This is a genomic window from Pseudomonas sp. PAGU 2196, from assembly GCF_022179005.1.
GTDB lineage: Bacteria > Pseudomonadota > Gammaproteobacteria > Pseudomonadales > Pseudomonadaceae > Aquipseudomonas > Aquipseudomonas kermanshahensis.
Map to the genome: position 1 here is coordinate 1 of NZ_BNTL01000032.1, position 17873 is coordinate 17873.

Consider the following 17873-nt stretch of genomic DNA (forward strand, 5'->3'; position numbering starts at 1 on the left):
CCGATTACCGGTCTGGGCAGGAGTTTCATGTCGACTATGCGGTGGGGTGGGGGCTGGGCAACGGGTGGGTGTTGGGGGTAGGTGGTTATTACTACCGCCAGACGACTGACGACCGCCAGGACGGCGAACGTATTGAAGATAACAAAGGGCGTAGCTTTGCCATCGGGCCGTCGATCAAGTACAGCGGCGAGGAAGGGTGGTTTGTGACGGCGAAATGGTCGAAGGAGACCGAAGTGCGTAACCGCGCCCAAGGGGACGCGTATTGGGTGAAGCTGACGTTGCCGTTTTGACTTTTAGGGAAACTGCCCAGCCTCTTGGGGGCAGTTCACATTGTGGGAGCGGGCTTGTCCCGCGAATGAAGCTACGCGGTGCATGGCACCGGCTTCGCCGGTGTTCGCGGGGCAAGCCCGCTCCCACAGAGTCGCCGCTAAATCAATGAGCAAGACAGTTGCTCCAACAGAGTCGCTGCTAGCTCAATGCGTTAAGTTTTGCTCTATGGGAGCAGGCAATCGATTCAGGCAACATCCACCAGCACGATCTCGCTGTCCTCGATGGCCGTCACCCGCAACACGTCCTCTTGCTCGATCGCCACCCCATCGCGCGCTTTCGCCTGCAGGCCGTTGACCTCTACCAATCCCTTGGCCGGCACCAGGTAACCACGGCGCCCGGCATCGAAGCGGTACTCGGCGCTTTCCCCTGCACGCAGGGTCGCGGCCACCAGCCGGGCATCGGTGCGAATCTGCAAACTGTCTTCGTCACCTTCACGCCCGCTGGCCAGGGTCACGAAGCCTTCGCCACGCTCACCGGTGGGGAAAGGGCGGGTACCCCAGGTCGGCGCATCGCCCACTCGCTCAGGCACTACCCAGATCTGGAAGATCCGCGTATCGACGTCCTCCAGGTTGTACTCGCTGTGCACGATGCCGGAGCCTGCACTCATCACCTGCACGTCACCCGCTTCGGTACGGCCTTTGTTGCCCAGGCTGTCCTGGTGGGTGATCGCGCCTTCACGGACGTAGGTGATGATTTCCATGTCACGGTGCGGATGCGGCGGGAAACCGCTGCCGGCGGCGATCAGGTCATCGTTCCAGACCCGCAGGTTGCCCCAGTGCATGCGAGCAGGGTCGTAGTACTCGGCAAACGAGAAATGGTGGTGGGCATCGAGCCAGCCGTGGTTGGCGTGGCCGAGGCTTTCGAACGGTCGCAGTTGCAGCATGGTCGTGCTCCTTGAATCAGTGGAATGACGCCATGATGCGACAAAGAAAGATCGAAAATAAGCGTAAATATCGACTAATAAGAATCGAATTGATAGATCTTTAAGGCTGCGGATTTTTATCCGTTTCATCGCCTAATCCACTGATCTGCAAGCATTCGCTGGTGATTTTTGGTGGATGCGGCGAACATGGCACGCTGATTTTGTATTCCATCGGAGTGACCGTGGTCCACGAGCATCCCCAGGCGCCTGCCGACCTGACCCCACCTGCCCAGTTACCGTGGTTTCGCCGCCTGGCCGCCCGCCTTTTGGGGCGAGGCCTGACCCGCTTGCAAGCCCAGCATCGCGACTCCTGGTTCCTCGGCCACGCCACAGGCCAGCGCAGTGGCCATGCCGACGGGGTGCGCGAAGGCTTCGAGCGCGGGCGTGTGGAAGGGTACGAGGCGGGGCGCCAGGTGCTGGTCATCCGCGATACCCGCCCTGACACCGCCGCCGTACCCGGCCAGGACGACTACCTCTTTGACGATTGGCGCCTGCCGTTGACCGCCGAATTGAAGAAGCGCTTCAAGGCCGATGTGGCCCAGCGCCTGCCCGCCGAGGCGCAACCCAGCGCGGCCCAGTGGAAGCTGATTTTCAGCGACACGCCGTCCACCTGCGTGGTGGCGGGGGCAGGGGCGGGCAAGTCCACCTCGCTGGTGTTGCGCATTCTGCTGCTGCGCCATTACCTGGGTTACGAGCTGGACGCGATGACCGTGGTCACCTTCACCCGTGAATCGCGCAAAGACTTCATCAAACGCCTGCTGCAGGTGTTCGCCGTGTGGCAGATCGACCTGCAGCCCGCGCTGGCCCGCGAGCTGGTGCGCACCTTCCATTCGCGCATCTTGCCGCTGGTGCGCAGCCTGCCAGGCTTTGGCCAGGTGCGCGCGTTCGAGACACTGGGCAACGAGATGCCGGCGGGTCGCGAGGCCGAAGCCGAGAGCAACCCGTTCGACCTGCGCCTGAACGATGCGCAGCGCCAACAGCTGAACCTTTGCTACAGCAGCTTGCTGGGCGATAACCCGCGCTTTGCCGAACTTATTGGCCTGCTGCGCAGCGAAGCGCTGCAGCTCAAGCCGCTGGACCCTAGCCACCCGGACGTGCAAAAGCGTGCGCAGGTGACCCAGTTGGCCGCCCAGCGCGACGAAGAGCTGTGCGATGTCATCGAAGACCTGTGGTTCGCCGCAGGCGCCTGGCCGATCAAAGGCATCGAGCCGTGCCGCGACACGGTCGAAATCCGTGGTAGCCGCTTCCACGTGCATGGCCGCCTAGAGGGGCAGGGGGCTTGGGTGGTGCTGGGTTTCGACCCCGCGGAAAGCGCCCAGTACCAGCGTCCTGGCGCCAAGCTGGCGGTGCGTGCCGAGTGGGCGGTCAAGCGCACCCTTCTGCAGGCCTTCTGCGACAAACCGCTGATCTGGCTGGACAACTACGCGGCCGCGCGGCGCCTGGCGGCCTCCCTGGCCGGTGATGCGGTGGCCGGCCCCGGTTTCGAGTACAAGGTCAAGGGCGAACTAGCCCCGGCACCGCTGCTCGACGCCTTTGTCGGTGCCGCCAACTTCATCGAGAACCTGGGGCTTGATGTGAACAGCGCCGTGGCGGCGATGAGCTTCCCGTCAGGCGACAGCGACGGCCTGTTCTTCGAAGCCCTGGCGCTGTACTGGAAGGCCCTGGAGGCGCACCTGCTGGACCAGTCGCCGCCAGTGATGAGTTACAACCGCATGTTTGCCCTGTTTAGCGAGAACAACCCGGAAAACCTGCAACTGCTGCCCGACCCATTGCTCAGGCCCCTGGCGCATTTGATGATCGATGAGTTCCAGGACGTTTCGCCGCAAATCGTCAGTTGGCTGCGTGCCTGCCTTGCCGAGATCCGCCGGCGTGGGCCGTCGATGCACACCGGCCGTAATGCCCAGCATTCGTCGCTGTTGTGCGTGGGTGACGACTGGCAATCGATCTATGGCTGGCGCGGCAGTTCGCCGAAGTACTTCATGGAGTTCACCAAGGCCTTTATGTCACCGGCCAACACGCGGGTGATGATGGTCGAGAACTACCGGTGCCAGCAGCAGGTCATCGATGCGGCGGAATACCTGGTCAAGGGCACGCCCGCGATCACCGGCAAGAAGGCCCGCGCCAGTGGCCCGGCAGCCGAGTTGCCGGGTTCGCCAGTCAAGGTGTTCGATCGCGACGAGGCCGCGCTGGGCGAGACCCTGATCGAACATTATCAACGGGGCGAGACGGTGATGATGCTGTACCGCAAGGGCAGCGACAAAGCCCTGATGAACGACCACCTGCAGGCCGTGCTACACGCCGAGGCAGCACTGCCGGCCGAGCAACGCCGGCTGCGGCAGTTGACCTACCACAGCGCCAAAGGCTTGCAGGCCGATGCGGTGTTCATGCTTGGTGACTGCCAGTACCTGACCAGCTCGCCTTACAAGAACCAGGTCTATCGCCTGGCCGGCCTGGGTAAGGCCGGTGATGCCCAGGCATTCGATACCGCGCAGAAGGAAGAAGTACAGCGCTTGGCCTATGTTGCGGTCACGCGTGCGGTCAGGCACTGCTACTGGCACGTGGAAGCGGCCAACAGCGAAGCGCCGGCGGCGCCGCGTGCGTCGAGCCAGGTTGATGGCCGGCAGGCCTTCTTCGAAGACCTGCGCGGGCAGTGAGGGCGGTTTAACCGCCCAGGGTTTGCGCCTGGCGGGTGAGGCTGGCCAGCAACCCCGCCTCCACCGCTTGCTGTTCGGCGGTCAATGCACGCATGGCGCTGTCGAACTGCCCATCGTTGAGCGGCACGCGCTGGAGGTTGCCTTGATTGTCCACGGGCGACGTTGGGAGGGTGTCGGTCAACGCACTGATCACCGAACTGTCCAGGCGGGTAACGGCTTCCTGGGTTTCATCCAGGCAGTAGAAGAGGTAGTCGTGCCCCTGTCGCCAGAAGTCGGTGAGCAACATGAACTGCGCGGCATACTCGCGCTTCAGGTAGCTTACCCACCCCGGCTGCTCGATAAGCCATTGCAGCCGGGCATTGGTGTCGGTGTCAAGGGCGCGCACGGCGGCCTCGACCCTGTTGATGATGACCTGGTTGACTTGGGCCGTGTCACGGTAGCGCATGCCGTGGCTGGGCTCGGGGAAGTCTAGCGGCTCGGCCAGGGACTGGCGCAAGGCCAGGCGAATCTCGATATCGTCCACCAGGCCGTTTTGCAATTCACCGTCGGGGAACGCTGCGGGGTCATCCAGCACATCGTGAGGCGGCAGTGCTTCGTCGAATACATGGGCCTGCAGCGCCTGTTTGCGTAGCGACCGGCGGACACTGATGCGGTCAGCCAACTGGTTGACCTGATCGCGCCGGTACAGCTTGCGATACAGCGCCAGCAACTCGCCAGGGCGAGTACCGGCGCCACCCGCCGCCTCGTAGGCCAGCACTTCGATCTCCAGGGCACTGAAGGCGTCGGCTCCGGCATCCCCGCAGGTGGGCGGGAAGTCTTGGGCCACTGTGTTCAGGCGTTCGCGCAGCGCACTGTCCCCCGCCGCTTTTTCCAGCAAGGCCCAAACACGGTTACGCAGGCTCTGCGCATCGCGCTGTGCTTCAGCGGATTGGCTCAGGCGTTCCAAGACCCCTTGCAGGTCGTTGTTCTCCCCCTGCTCGAACAGGTCGCGCCAAAGTTGCTCCTGGGCGTCGCTCGCCGTGTTGCGCCAGAACGCTTGCCACTCGGGCATCGTCCCCGCGTGTTCAAAAACGTTGACGCCACTGGCGCCCAGACGTGTCCGTGTTTCGGCCTCCAAGTTGTTGTAGTTGAACAGCCAGCGGCGTTCAGGCAACCGCGCTGAGACATCTCGGGCAAACGGTGTACGCAGTACCCCAGGCAGGTCGGGCACGTTGTGGATGCGATTGAAAGACAGGTCAAGGTGGCGCAGCCGGTACTGCGGCTGGCTCATCAGGGTGGTCAGGCCTTCGGGCCATTGCTGCAGGTCGCAGCGGTGCAGGTTGAGGTGGCTGAGGCGGGCCATGAAGCGCAGGTCGGGAGCGACTTGTAGCGGGTTGAAATCCAGGTGCAAGACGAGTGGGTGGACCATGTCCTGGAAGCGTGCGGCAAGCCTTTCATCCAAGGTGATGTGATTGTTCCCCAGGCCCAGCGCGTCCAGGCGCAGACGGCTCAAAAACTGTAAACTGGCGTCATCCAGTTCCAGAAAATTACGGCGCAGATTGAGAATGCGCAGGCCCGGCATTGCGCCAATGGCTTGTTGAGCCGCAGGTGTGAGGGCCCGCAGAGCATTGCCGGTCAGGTTCAGATCGCGCAGCCTGGGAGCAGACCTCAGCGCCTCGAACAAGGCTTCGGCATTCATGTGCGGATTGCTGGTCACGTCCAATGCCTGCAGGTGAGGGAAGTTGGCCAGAAAAGCGCCTTCCAGGCGTTCCAGTCGCAAGCCGTCGAGCCGCAATTCGTGGATATGCGGCATGGCGGCAGTGATGGTTGGCAATTCGCGCATGTGAATACGCTCCAGCCATAACAGATTGCGTTGTTCCCCGCCTTCACGGCGGCAGGCGCTCATTAGGCGCTCGGCGCATTGCTGGCGGCCTCGTCGATCTTCCAGGTCTTGCGCGGTTTCGATCCAGCGGCCGAGATCACGGTCCAGGGTACGCTGCTCGGCTTCCCGACTGTTGATCGCTGTGCCCAGGTCGCCGGCCTCTGCCAGCTCGCTCTGCAACGCGCTGATTTGTGCATTGTCGAGCTCGGGGTAGAGCGCCCGCAAACGGCGCGCTGCCGCCCCCGTTTGACCTCGGCCACTGAGCGGGTAACCGAGCCTGCCGTTGGCCAGTCGAAGGGGCGAGCGGAACCCCGGTTTGATCGGCTGCTGACCCAGCAGGGCGGCACAGTGCTGCCGATCGGCAAGCGCGATCTCGAGCAGTTCGGCCGCAGTGGCAACTGGGTGTTCGGCCTGCAAGGCCTGCTGCAATCGTTGACTGTCAGCGTTGCCCAGGCTGTGCCGAAACAGACCGATGAGGGCCCGATCCAGCCTGGTGCGGGCTTGCAGCAGGCGCGCCTCTTCGCCGGTGCGCAGAGGCACTCGGCCTGCCGCCAGGCGCTGACGTTCAGTGCTGTTGGCATTGCCGAGGATTTCGTCGAGGGCGCTATACGGCAGGCCCGGGAACTGGCGGGCGAGGGTCTGCGCTGCTGGGCTCTGCGGTTGACGGCGGCTTTGCTGCATACTGTCGAACATCGCCTCGCGGCGGTTGGCCAGACGCTCAGCGAGCGTGTTGTTCAGTACCGAAGCGCGTTGTGCGTGTGGGGTGTCGCCCAGCATCAATTGCACTGTGGGCTCGGCCATCTGCGCCAGCACCGTTTGGCTCAGTGCGCCGGTGTCGAGATCGGAGCGGGTGATCTCGATCTCTATCTGGCCCGGTGCAACGGGTGGCCCATAGCGCACTGCCTTGCCCCACGGCTCTGGGCCTTCGAAGACTTTGAGCACGTGATCCTGCGGCCACTTCGGTAGGTTCAGCAGTTCGGGCAGCGCATAGTTTTTGTGGGCCGCGAGCGGCAGGCCGTGGCGTACGTGTTCTATGAGGGTGCCCACTTCGTTGTCCAATTGCAGGCGCAGCAGCGTGTCGACCAGCAATGCAGGGGGGCGTAAGCCGGCAGCATGGGCACGGCGCAGGCTGGCAGTATCGGTGCCGGTGCTGCGCAGGGCGGTGAGCAATTCCACATCGTCCAGCCCGTCGCTGCCATGGCCGAGACGGCGCAGCAGCTTCATGTCGTCCCATTCGTGGGCGTGTTCATGGGCCAGCTGCCAGCGGCCATCGCCGATCGGCCGCACGTGTGGCGCATAGGCCTTTGGGGTGTCGGGGTGACGCACGCGCCAGTGCTGCTCAGGGTCCTGGAACACTTCATAGAGGGTGCCCTCCAGCGCCATGTAGGCCTTGCCCTGGTGTTGATGAAGCCCGAGCGCATCGGGCTTTGCACCCTCAGCAAGCATCACATTGCTGGCATACGGTGCCATGTCCGGGTGCCACAGCAGTTCGCGGTCTTCCTGCCACACCGCCTTCAGCGCATCGACGAAACCGGACGCCTGGATAACCTTGGCGCCGGCGGCGAACCCGGCGATCACTGCGGCATTGATGGCCAACGATTGCACCTGCTGCAGCGCCTGCGCGGTGTCGCCTTCCTCCCAGGCTTCGAAACCGGTGAACACCGAACTCATCAGGTCATAGGCAAATACCCCGAGCATGGCGGTGTTCAAACCCGGGACGAAGAACGCGGCGACGTTGAGTACGTTCAACCCCAGTTCGAACCAATGTTGCAGTCGCGTGTTACGCGCTTTGGCGTCAACCTCGGCGGTGGGCACAGCGATGGTTTTGGCGTCGGCCTTCATACGTGCCAGGTGCGCTCTGTACAACGTCGGCCAGGGCGCATTGCCCAAAGGCGAAGGGGTAATGTGCAAAAGCGGATTGCGGCGCAGCGAGCGGTTGCCGGTCCCATCTACTTCGAACAGCATATGTTCCAGTTTGGCCGACAGTTCCACTTGCCGATCTTTGTAGGCGAACTGCAGCAATGCACGGCGGAATTCGCTGCGCTGCAGCCTGTGCCGCAGGTACTGCCCAACCGCCTGGACCGAGGCGAACTCGCGCACTGAGTGCTCGCTGTCGTCCGGGATGTAGAGGATGCAAGGGTTGCTCTGACGTGGCTCATCAGGCCCGATAAGCATTATTTCGTGCAGAGGGATACCGAACAGGCTGAAACGCCAGCAATGCAGCCTGTGTTCACCATAGGCCGGTGCGCTGACATTGCTGCACAGTTGCATCAGCGCGGTGCGTCCGCGTTCGCTCAGCAAGCCCTTGAGCCAGGCAACCTGCGCCTGCACCCGCAAGCACTCGCGGCTCGCTTGAATCGACAGGCGCTCGACCTCCAGCCGGTTCGCGCCTTCATGGGTCGCCTGCAGGTGGCCCTGGTACTGTTGGCCCAGGTCCAGCGCCCGGCACTGCTGAACGAAACTGGCCAGGCTCAGGCCCTGCAAGAGGGCGTCATCGCCGGCGGCGCGGGTCAGCCGGCTATAGGCACCGACTTCCGTGAGGCCCTCGAAGTTGTGCAGGGCGGCTTCCAGCAAGCTGCGCGGTTGCGGCGCGCCGACGGGGCGGGTTGCAAGCACATCTACCGGCTGCTCCGGCACCAGCGGGTATTGTGGGTCGGGCACGCCGACCCACGGGTTGTTGGTGAGCTCGAAGGGCTGGAACACGTACTGGGCCTGGTCCACCGCCACGTTCAGGCCCAAGCGCTCAGTCAGCAGCGGTTGGCAGAATTCGATGATGCCTTTGAAGCCTGACAGTGCCTGATGGAGCTGAGCGAGGCAGTTGTCGCGGGTTTCGACAAACCGGCGCAGTTGCAGGCGCTGCTCGGGTTCGGCGCTGGCGTACCAGCTGTAAGGCGTGCCATCGGCCGCCAGGTAATCCTTGCGTACCCGCTGCACGACGCGTTCGGCATGGCCGGGGTGCAGGGCTTTGCTCCATAGCGGCAGCGTGCGCGTGATCTGCGCGTGATGTAAGGGTGGGGTGCTTGTCATGGTGTCGACCTCTTGAGCATGGAGGCGATAGTCGACCCTTATCCGGATGCCGAGGGGCGGTAGATAATTGCCGGCAGCAGTCGGTCTCGCGCATGTACGGGTCGGTGAGGGGCCAGCAGTGCAGGTGCATCTGCGAGAGGGTGGGGTAGGCCATGGCGGCCGGTTTGCAGCCAAGGGGAGCTTCTATGCGTTCGCTGTGCGGTCCCAAGGATCATTTGCTTGACCTCGACGGTATTGAAATAGCGGTACGCACTTGGGGGTCGGAAGACGGTATCCCGGTGCTGGCCTTGCATGGGTGGCTGGATAACGCCGCCTCTTTCGATCGGCTCGGGCCGTTGCTCGACGGCTGTTTCGTGGTGGCGCCGGACCTGGTCGGCCACGGCCGCTCCAGCCATCGTCGCCACGACAGCGGCTATTACCTCTGGGAGCATGCCGAGGACATGCTAGCGGTGGTCGACAGCCTCGGCCTGGCGCACTTCCACGTGCTGGCCCACGGCATGGGCAGCGGTATCGCCTCGTTGCTCGCCGCCCTGTCCAGCGGCATTTCCAGCATGACCTTCCTCGATGGCATGGGCGCGCCGTTCACGGTCGCGGAGTATGACCGCGTGCAGCATCTGGCGCGCTCCTACCGGCTCAAGCGGATGGTCCAGCGCAGCCAGCTACAGGGTTTCGGTGAACCCGACGCGAGCCGCTTCGACACGATTGAAGCGGCCTTGCAGCAGCGCCGCCAGCGCTTGGACGGTGAGCTGTCCGAGGACGCTGCGCGGTTGCTGGCCCGTCGTGACCTGCTGCAGGTAGGCGACGGCTATTGTTGGCGCCACGATCCACGCTTGGTGCTGCCCGAACCCATGCCGTTGACCGAGCGAGAAGCCTGTGACCTGCTCAGCCAGATCCAATGCCCGCTGTATCTGATGTTCGGCCGACAAGGGGCCTTTAGCGGCAGCGCGTACGCCCAGCGTGAAGCGGCCTTGCCTGGCCATGCGCGGGTTTCATGGCACCCTGGCGGGCACCACTTCCACCTTGAGGCACCGGACCGGGCTTTGGTCGATCAGTTGCTGCGGCTGCTGGCACGTCATGAAGGTGGCCAGTTACAGCGCTTGGTCAATGAGTAGCGAGCACGCCGAATAGTGAGCTATGGTGGCGTCTGACCCTCGCGCACACGCCACAAGGAGTCCCCGGCATGCGACCGTTCGCCATCAAGCACATCGACCACCTCGTCCTGCGGGTCAGCGACCTGCCACGCAGCCTCGCCTTTTATGTGGACGTGCTGGGCTGCACGGTCAGCAAGGTGCGTGAAGACCTGGGCATGGTCCACCTGGCGACGGGCACTGCCATGATCGACCTGGTCACACTGGACGGTGTGCTGGGGCAGCCGGGTGGCGCCGCGCCGGGCGCAGAGGGGCGCAACCTGCATCATTTCTGCCTGCGTATTGACCCCTTCGATGAGCCGGCATTGACCGCTTACCTGCGCGCTAAGGGTGTGCGGGTGGAGCCTGCCGAGAAACGCTACGGTGCCGAGGGTGAAGGGCCGTCGTTGTACTGCTTCGACCCCGATGGCAACCAGGTCGAGCTCAAAGGGCCGGTGCCGGAGGCGTCATGACGGGTTTGCAGACGCGCGAGCACTGGATCGCCACGGCCCAAGGCACGCTGTTCGCCCAAGAGTGGTCGCCGTCGCAGGCGCAGGGTGCTCCCATCATTTTGTTGCACGATTCGCTAGGGTGTGTGGCCTTGTGGCGAAACTTCCCTGCGCAACTGGCGCGCAGCACCGGGCACCGGGTAATCGCCTATGACCGGCTCGGTTTCGGTCGCTCCGACGCGCATCCCGCCCGGTTGCGTCTGGGCTTTGTCGAGGCCGAAGCGCGCCAGGGCTTTGCGGCGGTGCGCGAACACTTGCATATCGACGCCTTCATTGTCTTTGGCCACAGTGTGGGCGGGGGTATGGCGGTGGGGTGTGCGGCAGCGTTCGCTGACCATTGCCAGGGGCTGATCACGGAGTCCGCCCAAGCCTTTGTCGAAGCACGGACGCTGGAGGGTATTCGTGCGGCGGATCTGCAGTTTGCAGAGCCCGGGCAGTTGCAGCGGCTGCGCCGTTATCATGGCGACAAGGCCGAATGGGTATTGCGTGCGTGGGTGGATAACTGGTTGAGTGAAGACTTCGCCGAGTGGAGCCTGGATGCGCTGTTGCCGCAGGTACATTGCCCCTTGCTGAGCCTGCACGGTGATAACGATGAATTCGGCTCCCAGGCTCACCCCGAGCGCCTTGTCGCGCTTATTTCGGGCCCCGGCGTGTTGCGGCTGATACCGGGCTGCGGGCATGTGCCGCACCGGGAACAGGCCGATGGGGTGTTGGCGGAGGTTGGGCGCTTTCTGCGATAGATTTCAGGTCAGATGCATGATCTTCAATAATGCACACAGTGCGCATCTGCGCCGTTCGTTCAAGCGCTCACCCGGCACTTGCCTGAACACTGGCGACTCCAACCTTTCTGGAGTCACCCATGCGTACCCTCTATGCCCCGGTCTTTTTTTTCGGTTTCATCAGCGCCGCGCTCTGGCTGCTCGCCAGTCATGCCAGCCCCTTAGGGTTGCTTCTGCTGCTGGCCGCCGCTGTCGGGCTGTCATTCACCTGTGAACGGTTGTTCCCGTACAAGGCAGCCTGGAACCAACCTCAAGGCGAGGGCAGTCGAGATCTTTGCCATGCCCTGGTCAACGAATGCCTCAACATCGGCAGTGTGGCGACCATTCCGTTGCTGGCCGGTTGGCTACCGATGACGGGCCTGTGGCCTGCGCAGTGGCCGCTCGCGTTGCAGTTGCTGCTGGCCATGGCCGTGGCCGACCTGGGGATTACCTTGGTGCACTACGCCAGCCACCGCAGCCCGTTGCTCTGGCGTTTGCATGCGGTGCACCACAGTGTCACCCGTCTGTACGGTTTCAATGGCTTGATGAAACACCCCCTGCACCAACTGCTTGAAGCCCTGGCGGGCACGCTGCCGTTGTTGTTGGTCGGCCTGCCTTGGGACGTGGCATTGTTGCTGGCTTTCAGCGTGTCTATCCAATTGCTGCTGCAGCACAGCAATGTGGACATGCGCATCGGCTGGCTACGCCATGTGTTCGCCTGGGCGCCGGTGCATCGGCTGCACCACTTGAAGTATGGCAGCGCCGGCGACGTCAACTTCGCGCTGTTCTTCCCGCTGTGGGATCGCCTGCTCGGTACGGCCCTGTACCTGCCGGGCTATGCAATGGCGGACGATGACATGGGCATTGGCGACCGCCCCGATTACCCGCAGGCCTATTTCGCGCAGTTGCGTGCGCCGTGGGCCGAAGGCGACGCCCACCCGCCGGCGGTACTGCCTGCGGCACTGCGTTCGGCGTTAGGCGAGCGTTCGTAAGCGCAATTGGCGCAGTGCGGTGCTGGGGCTGAGCCCGAACTGGCGGCGGACGCTACGCGCAAAGTGCGCAGAGTCGGCAAACCCCGCAGCCAGTGCGGCGTCTGTGAGGCTGACGCCGCTTAGAGCCAGGCGCAACGCCACGCGCAGGCGCTGCCATAGCACCAGGCGACGGACCGACAATTTCAGTGCGCCGTTGAACAGCCGCTCCAGTTGGCTGATCGATAAGGCCGCGGTATTTGCCAGTTCACGTGCCGAAAGCGCCTGGTCGCCCAGGGCACGCACACGTTGCAGCGCTTTTGCCAGGCGAGGGTCGAGGGCCCGGCGCGGCCATTGCCGCAGGTATTCGGCCAGGCGCTGAGGGTGGTTATCGGCTTGCCGGCAAGCCTGGCCAAGGTCGGCCAGGCCGAAGGCAAGCGGCTCGGCGAATAGCGTCAGGCAAGGCACGCCATGGCTGATGATCGCATGCGGTTGCTGCGAAGGGATCATGACGAGCGCGCCGCTGTGGTACTGATCGCCAAGCTGTACCTCGACCTCGCCGTCGAGGGCGACCAGCACCTGATGGGCATAGTGGACATGGCTGTCGGTAGTACCGAGGGTACTTACCAGCAGGCAATGATCACTGCCCAGCCAGATCTCGCCTTGCCAGCCCATTGTCCGTTCGCTCATGCATCCCCCTGTGGCCGCTCGCCATCAAGGCGAGTGGATATCCCAGCAAAGCCGATTATGCTTCAGATACCTTGCTGCGATTCGAGGCGGCCTGCCTCGTCGTGCTTCGCGCAACCAATGCAAGCCCTAGGGCCTGGGTGCGACGGTGAAATGGGTGTGAGGTACTCCGGCCTGCGATAACGACAAGACGGAGGCAACCCATGGCGGTTCTCGACAGCGCATCCACGGGCAGTAGCGCGCCCCAACGCGGTATCACCCGGGAGGAGCGCAAGGTCATCTTCGCATCATCCTTGGGCACGGTGTTCGAATGGTACGACTTTTACCTGTACGGCTCACTGGCCGCGATCATCGCCAAGCACTTCTTCGCCGGCGTCAATGAAACCACCTCGTTCATCTTCGCCCTCTTGGCGTTTGCCGCAGGCTTTGCCGTGCGGCCGTTCGGGGCCATTGTGTTCGGCCGCCTCGGCGACTTGATCGGGCGCAAGCACACCTTCCTGATCACCATCGTCATCATGGGCCTGTCCACGGCGCTGGTCGGGTTGTTGCCCAGCTATGCGTCGATTGGTGTGGCGGCGCCGGTCATCCTGATCAGCCTGCGCCTGTTGCAGGGCCTGGCACTGGGCGGTGAATACGGCGGCGCTGCGACCTACGTGGCCGAACATGCACCCAAGGGCCGGCGTGGCTTCTTTACTGCCTGGATCCAGACCACCGCGACGCTGGGGCTGTTCCTGTCGCTGCTGGTGATCATGGCCTGCCGCACGGCCATGGGCACCGAGGCGTTCGAGGCGTGGGGCTGGCGCATTCCGTTCTTGCTGTCGATCCTGTTGTTGGCCATTTCGGTGTACATCCGCATGCAGCTCAACGAGTCGCCGGTGTTCATGAAGATGAAGGCCGAGGGCAAGGCGTCCAAGGCGCCGTTGACCGAGTCGTTCGCCCGTTGGGAAAACCTCAAGGTGGTGATCATGTCGCTGCTCGGCGGCACCGCCGGCCAGGCGGTGGTGTGGTACACCGGGCAGTTCTATGCGCTGTTCTTCCTGTTGCAGACGCTCAAGATCGACCCGCAGACTGCCAACTTGCTCATCGCAGGTTCGCTGCTGATCGGCACTCCGTTCTTCATCATCTTTGGCAGCCTGTCGGACCGCATCGGCCGCAAGAAGATCATCATGGCCGGTTGCATCATCGCCGCGCTGACCTACTTCCCGATCTTCAAGGCGCTGACCGAGTACGGCAACCCGGACGTGTTCGTCGCCCAGGAGCAGAACCCGGTCGTGGTGGTGGCTGACCCTGGCCAGTGCGCGTTCCAGTTCGACCCGGTGGGCAAGGCCAAATTCACCAGTTCCTGCGACATCGCCAAGAGCCTGCTGGCCAAGCGGGCGATCCCGTATTCGAACGAGAAGGCCGAGCCCGGCAGCGTAGCGCAGATCCGGATTGGCGAGCGGGTGATCCCAAGCTTTGATGGCCGCAGCCTGGCCGCCGCCGACCTCAAGACGCAGAGCGATGCCTTCACCGCCACCCTCGTCGGGGCGCTGAAGGAGGCGGGTTACCCCGAGAAGGCCGACCCGGCGAAGATTCACTACCCGATGGTGCTGTTGCTGCTGACCATCCTGGTGATCTACGTGACCATGGTCTATGGGCCGATTGCGGCCTGGCTGGTCGAGCTGTTTCCGGCGCGCATCCGCTATACCTCGATGTCGCTGCCGTACCACATCGGCAACGGTTGGTTCGGCGGCTTCCTGCCGACTGTGGCGTTTGCCATGGTGGCGGCGACCGGGGATATCTACTACGGCTTGTGGTACCCGATCGTGATTGCGCTGATGACGGCGGTGCTGGGGATCTTCTTCATGCCGGAGACCAAGGACCGCGATATCAGCCACACCTGAGTCAGGCCATCAAACCCGTGTAGGAGCAGCCTTGTGCTGCGAAGAGGCCGGTGATAGCAGCGAAGATCTCCGTTGCTATTCCCCGGCCTCTTCGCAGCACAAGGCTGCTCCAACCGAAGCGTGTGTGACCTGCCTCAGTCAAAATACCCCCGCAGGGTGAAGGCATACCCGGTATCCACCCCGGTGGCTTCCCTGCGGCTCCAGCGCTTCTTCAATACGAACTCGAACGCTGGCTCGTACAACCCGTCCCGCACCACCGCACCGCCGAGCACCTCCACGTCATACCAGCCATTGTCCAGCTCGATGATCGGCCGCCCAGGCGCCTGGTAGCGTGCCAGCAGATCGCCGAGGGCCTTGTTGGTGAAGTGCTGCAGGATGCGCCAGGTGTACAGCATCAACGCGCGGTGCTCAACGCGCAGTACGTAGCCGGAACGCTGATGCTTCAGGCGGCTACCCGGCTCACGCAGGGCAGGGGTGTGGCCATCGAGGGTGAAGATGATCCGGTAGGGCAGGTTATCGATGCCGGCAATGGGCAGCACCACGCCTTCGCGCACCGCCTTGTCACCGCTGTCGTCATGGGTGAACGCATGGGCCAGGTCGTCCGCCAGGTCGTTGTCTTGCTTGAAACGTTCGAGCAACTGAATGTCGCCGACCAGGAAGTAATCGATCAGGTCGTTGAGGACCTCACTGAATTCGTGGCGCATTTGTTTTCCTTGTTGGCTGCGCAAGTAAGCAAAGGCAACTATAGCGGACGGCGGGCCACGGGTGCCCGCCAGGCGGGGGGCCGTTAGTGTTTCTGGGCGATCTGGATCAAGTTGCCACAGGTGTCGTCGAACACAGCCACTGTGACCGGCCCTGCGGCCGTGGGCGGTTGGGTGAACTGCACGCCGGCCGCGCACAGACGGGTGTATTCAGCCTGGATGTCGCGCACGCCGAACGAGGTGACGGGGATGCCGTCCTGCTTGAGCGCAGCCTTGTAAACCTTGGCGGCAGGGTGGGCATCAGGCTCCAGCAGCAGCTCGACGCCGTTTGGCTCGTGGGGTGAGGTCAGGGTAAGCCAGCGGTGCCGGCCCAGGGGGATGTCATGTTTGGGCATGAAGCCGAGCACGTAGTGATAGAAAGCCAAGGCCTTGGCCTGGTCGTCGACAAGAATACTGGTGACAACGATCTTCATAGGCGCACACCGTTTTTTGGGACTTGTCCACTTTCATTAAAGACCTTTTGGGCAGCGCCGGGGTTCATTTCAGTGTGCAGGGGCTGGGGCATTTCCAGGTGGGTATGGGCGCGAGCAGGTTGTAGCTTGAATGGGCAATTCACATAAACCGGAGAAATGACCATGCAAGATGAACCGAAGAACGAATCGCCATCCCTTGATCACCTCGAGCACGTGGAGGAAGTGGTAACTCAGAAAACCGTATCGTGGCGTACCCGAGGTGTAGCCCCTGTAGTCCCTGCGCCTTGTGCACCAGGCTACAAGCACGTCGGTGACGAGTGCGTGTTAGCGAACATTCCCTTTGAGTGAGCCGCGTAACGGGGGGCGCATGGCGCCCCCCACTAAAAAACATACTCAAGCCATAGGTAAATCCTTCATCACCCAATCCCCCGGCAGCCAGGCGCCACGTTAAAGTGACAGGCAAAATACCAGCGCGCCCAGGCGGCGCCGGAGAGGTGCCTGTGGCTTCCTATACCTTGCGACAACTCAAGTACTTCGTCACCACCGTGGAGGCTGGCAGTGTCGCCGAGGCCTCGCGCCAGCTCTACATCGCCCAACCTTCGATCTCCACGGCCATCAAAAGCCTGGAGGAAAGCTTCGGCGTGCAACTGTTCATCCGCCACCACGCCCAAGGTGTGTCGCTGACACCCAGCGGCAAGCGCTTCTACGCCAAGACCAAATCGCTGCTACAGATGGCCCACGAGTTCGAGCAGAACGCCCTAGCCGATAACGACACCGTTGCCGGGCAAATCGACATCGGCTGTTTCGAGACAGTGGCGCCACTGTACCTGCCGCGCCTGATCGCCGGCTTTCGCGAACGCTACCCTGGCGTTGACATCCGCCTGCGCGATGGCGAGCAGCAGGACCTCATTCAGGGCCTGACCGCCGGCACCTTCGACCTGGCGTTTCTCTACGACCACGACCTGGACGGCACCATCGAGGCCGAGCCGCTGATGCCGCCGCAAAAACCCTATGTGCTGTTGCCCGAAAAGCACCGCTTTGCCGGGCAAAGCCAGGTCTCGCTGCGCGATCTCTGCCCCGAGCCGATGATTCTGCTGGACGTGGCGCCCAGCCGGACCTACTTCGTCAGCCTGTTCAACGAAATGGGCCTGACCCCGAACATCGTCTTCAGCTCGCCGTCGATCGAGATGGTGCGTGGGATGGTGGGGCAGGGGTTCGGTTTTTCGCTGTTGGTGACCCGCCCACATTCGGAATGCACCTACGATGGGCAGCGCTTGGCGATGGTCGATATTGCCGAACCTGTGGCGCTGTCGGGGCTGGCGGCAGCCCGCTTGAAGCGGGTTCAGTTGACCAAGCCGGCACAACTGTTCGTCGAGTTTTGCCGGGAAGAACTGGCCAAGTTCTAGTGTCTGCCGCCGACCTGACCTTGAAGTAGCAGAGGCTCAAGGGTTGACTTGGTACCCACGGCCTTGCAGGCAACCGCTGTACGCGCTGGCATGGGCCGAGCTCTGCGCTTCGCCCTGGGTACGCCGGTCCTGGCGGCGATCCTGGCGCTGGCGCATGCCGCCCACTGCCGCACCGGCGGCGGCGGTTTCACCGGCGCGGTTTTGCCGGTATTGCTGCTTGGCATCGTCGCTGGCCCGGTCGTACAGCTCTTCATGTTGATTGCCGCGAACCTGCGCACCCACGGCACCTGCAGCCGCGCCGGCCGCCGCGCCGCGTACACGGCCACCGACGTGGGCATCGCTGGATGTCGAGGCGCTGTTCGCGGCATTGGTGGCGACGGTATTGCAATCATTGATGTCCAGTTGCATCTGCTGGCTGCTCTGGCCTTTCAGTGGTACCACTGACTGCGCCTGGGCGGCAGGTGCTGTGCACAGCAGCACCAGCAGGTAACTCCATGTGAGCGAACGCATGGCACACCTCCTGTGGGCGTGAACCCCCTCTCACAGGATAGTCCGCCTGCGCGGCTT

General features: G+C 63.2%; 14 protein-coding genes. 8 read left to right on the top strand and 6 right to left on the bottom strand.

The features are described from left to right. Window positions 1-290: transporter (locus MFF34_RS23875; protein WP_238216809.1), on the top strand; the 290-nt coding region annotated here is incomplete at its 5' end. A 224-nt stretch (window positions 291-514) separates the two neighbouring features. Here the strand turns inward: MFF34_RS23875 and MFF34_RS23880 are convergent. Further along, a complete protein-coding gene (locus MFF34_RS23880; protein ID WP_027596211.1) occupies window positions 515-1213 on the bottom strand; it encodes a pirin family protein in 699 nt (232 codons plus the stop codon). A gap of 221 nt (window positions 1214-1434) precedes the next feature. Here MFF34_RS23880 and MFF34_RS23885 point away from each other — a divergent pair, with 221 nt between their 5' ends. Further along, window positions 1435-3906: a UvrD-helicase domain-containing protein gene (locus MFF34_RS23885; protein ID WP_238216811.1), complete on the top strand. Its 2472-nt coding sequence runs from the start codon at window positions 1435-1437 to the stop codon at window positions 3904-3906. A 7-nt stretch (window positions 3907-3913) separates the two neighbouring features. Here MFF34_RS23885 and MFF34_RS23890 read toward each other — a convergent pair whose 3' ends face one another. After that, the gene (locus MFF34_RS23890) at window positions 3914-8794 is read right to left on the bottom strand and encodes an NEL-type E3 ubiquitin ligase domain-containing protein (protein WP_238216813.1); all 4881 of its coding nucleotides are present in this window, start codon (window positions 8792-8794) and stop codon (window positions 3914-3916) included. A gap of 185 nt (window positions 8795-8979) precedes the next feature. Here MFF34_RS23890 and MFF34_RS23895 point away from each other — a divergent pair, with 185 nt between their 5' ends. The 4 genes from MFF34_RS23895 to MFF34_RS23910 all read left to right on the top strand — a co-directional run bounded on the left by MFF34_RS23895 (window position 8980) and on the right by MFF34_RS23910 (window position 12180). Further along, a complete protein-coding gene (locus tag MFF34_RS23895) occupies window positions 8980-9906 on the top strand; it encodes an alpha/beta fold hydrolase (RefSeq protein ID WP_238216814.1) in 927 nt (308 codons plus the stop codon). 68 nt (window positions 9907-9974) lie between these two features. Further along, the gene (locus MFF34_RS23900) at window positions 9975-10394 is read left to right on the top strand and encodes a VOC family protein (RefSeq protein ID WP_238216816.1); all 420 of its coding nucleotides are present in this window, start codon (window positions 9975-9977) and stop codon (window positions 10392-10394) included. Further along, entirely contained in the window at window positions 10391-11170 is a 780-nt protein-coding gene (locus MFF34_RS23905; protein ID WP_238216818.1) for an alpha/beta fold hydrolase, read from the top strand. The genes MFF34_RS23900 and MFF34_RS23905 overlap by 4 nt, the downstream gene beginning before the upstream one ends. 119 nt (window positions 11171-11289) lie before the next feature. After that, the gene (locus MFF34_RS23910; RefSeq protein ID WP_238216820.1) at window positions 11290-12180 is read left to right on the top strand and encodes a sterol desaturase family protein; all 891 of its coding nucleotides are present in this window, start codon (window positions 11290-11292) and stop codon (window positions 12178-12180) included. Here the strand turns inward: MFF34_RS23910 and MFF34_RS23915 are convergent. Then, a complete protein-coding gene (locus MFF34_RS23915) occupies window positions 12163-12846 on the bottom strand; it encodes a helix-turn-helix domain-containing protein (protein ID WP_238216822.1) in 684 nt (227 codons plus the stop codon). The two genes, MFF34_RS23910 and MFF34_RS23915, sit on opposite strands and share 18 nt — an antisense overlap. Window positions 12847-13046: 200 nt before the next feature. Between MFF34_RS23915 and MFF34_RS23920 the strand changes: the two genes are divergently transcribed. Further along, complete coding sequence (locus MFF34_RS23920) at window positions 13047-14726, top strand: MFS transporter (RefSeq protein WP_238216824.1); 1680 nt, start codon at window positions 13047-13049, stop codon at window positions 14724-14726. 134 nt (window positions 14727-14860) lie between these two features. On the opposite strand, the gene MFF34_RS23925 is transcribed toward MFF34_RS23920, so the two are convergent. Both MFF34_RS23925 and MFF34_RS23930 read right to left on the bottom strand, forming a co-directional pair. Continuing rightward, window positions 14861-15430, bottom strand: a complete 570-nt coding sequence (locus MFF34_RS23925) for a hypothetical protein (RefSeq protein WP_238216826.1) — start codon at window positions 15428-15430, stop codon at window positions 14861-14863. Window positions 15431-15513: 83 nt separating this feature from the next. Further along, window positions 15514-15900, bottom strand: a complete 387-nt coding sequence (locus MFF34_RS23930) for a VOC family protein (RefSeq protein ID WP_027596218.1) — start codon at window positions 15898-15900, stop codon at window positions 15514-15516. Window positions 15901-16400: 500 nt separating this feature from the next. On the opposite strand from MFF34_RS23930, the gene MFF34_RS23935 reads away from it, so the two are divergent. After that, window positions 16401-17306: a LysR family transcriptional regulator gene (locus tag MFF34_RS23935; RefSeq protein ID WP_027596219.1), complete on the top strand. Its 906-nt coding sequence runs from the start codon at window positions 16401-16403 to the stop codon at window positions 17304-17306. A gap of 36 nt (window positions 17307-17342) precedes the next feature. Here MFF34_RS23935 and MFF34_RS23940 read toward each other — a convergent pair whose 3' ends face one another. After that, entirely contained in the window at window positions 17343-17816 is a 474-nt protein-coding gene (locus MFF34_RS23940) for a YMGG-like glycine zipper-containing protein (RefSeq protein WP_085273138.1), read from the bottom strand. Between the last annotated feature and the right edge of the window lie 57 nt (window positions 17817-17873).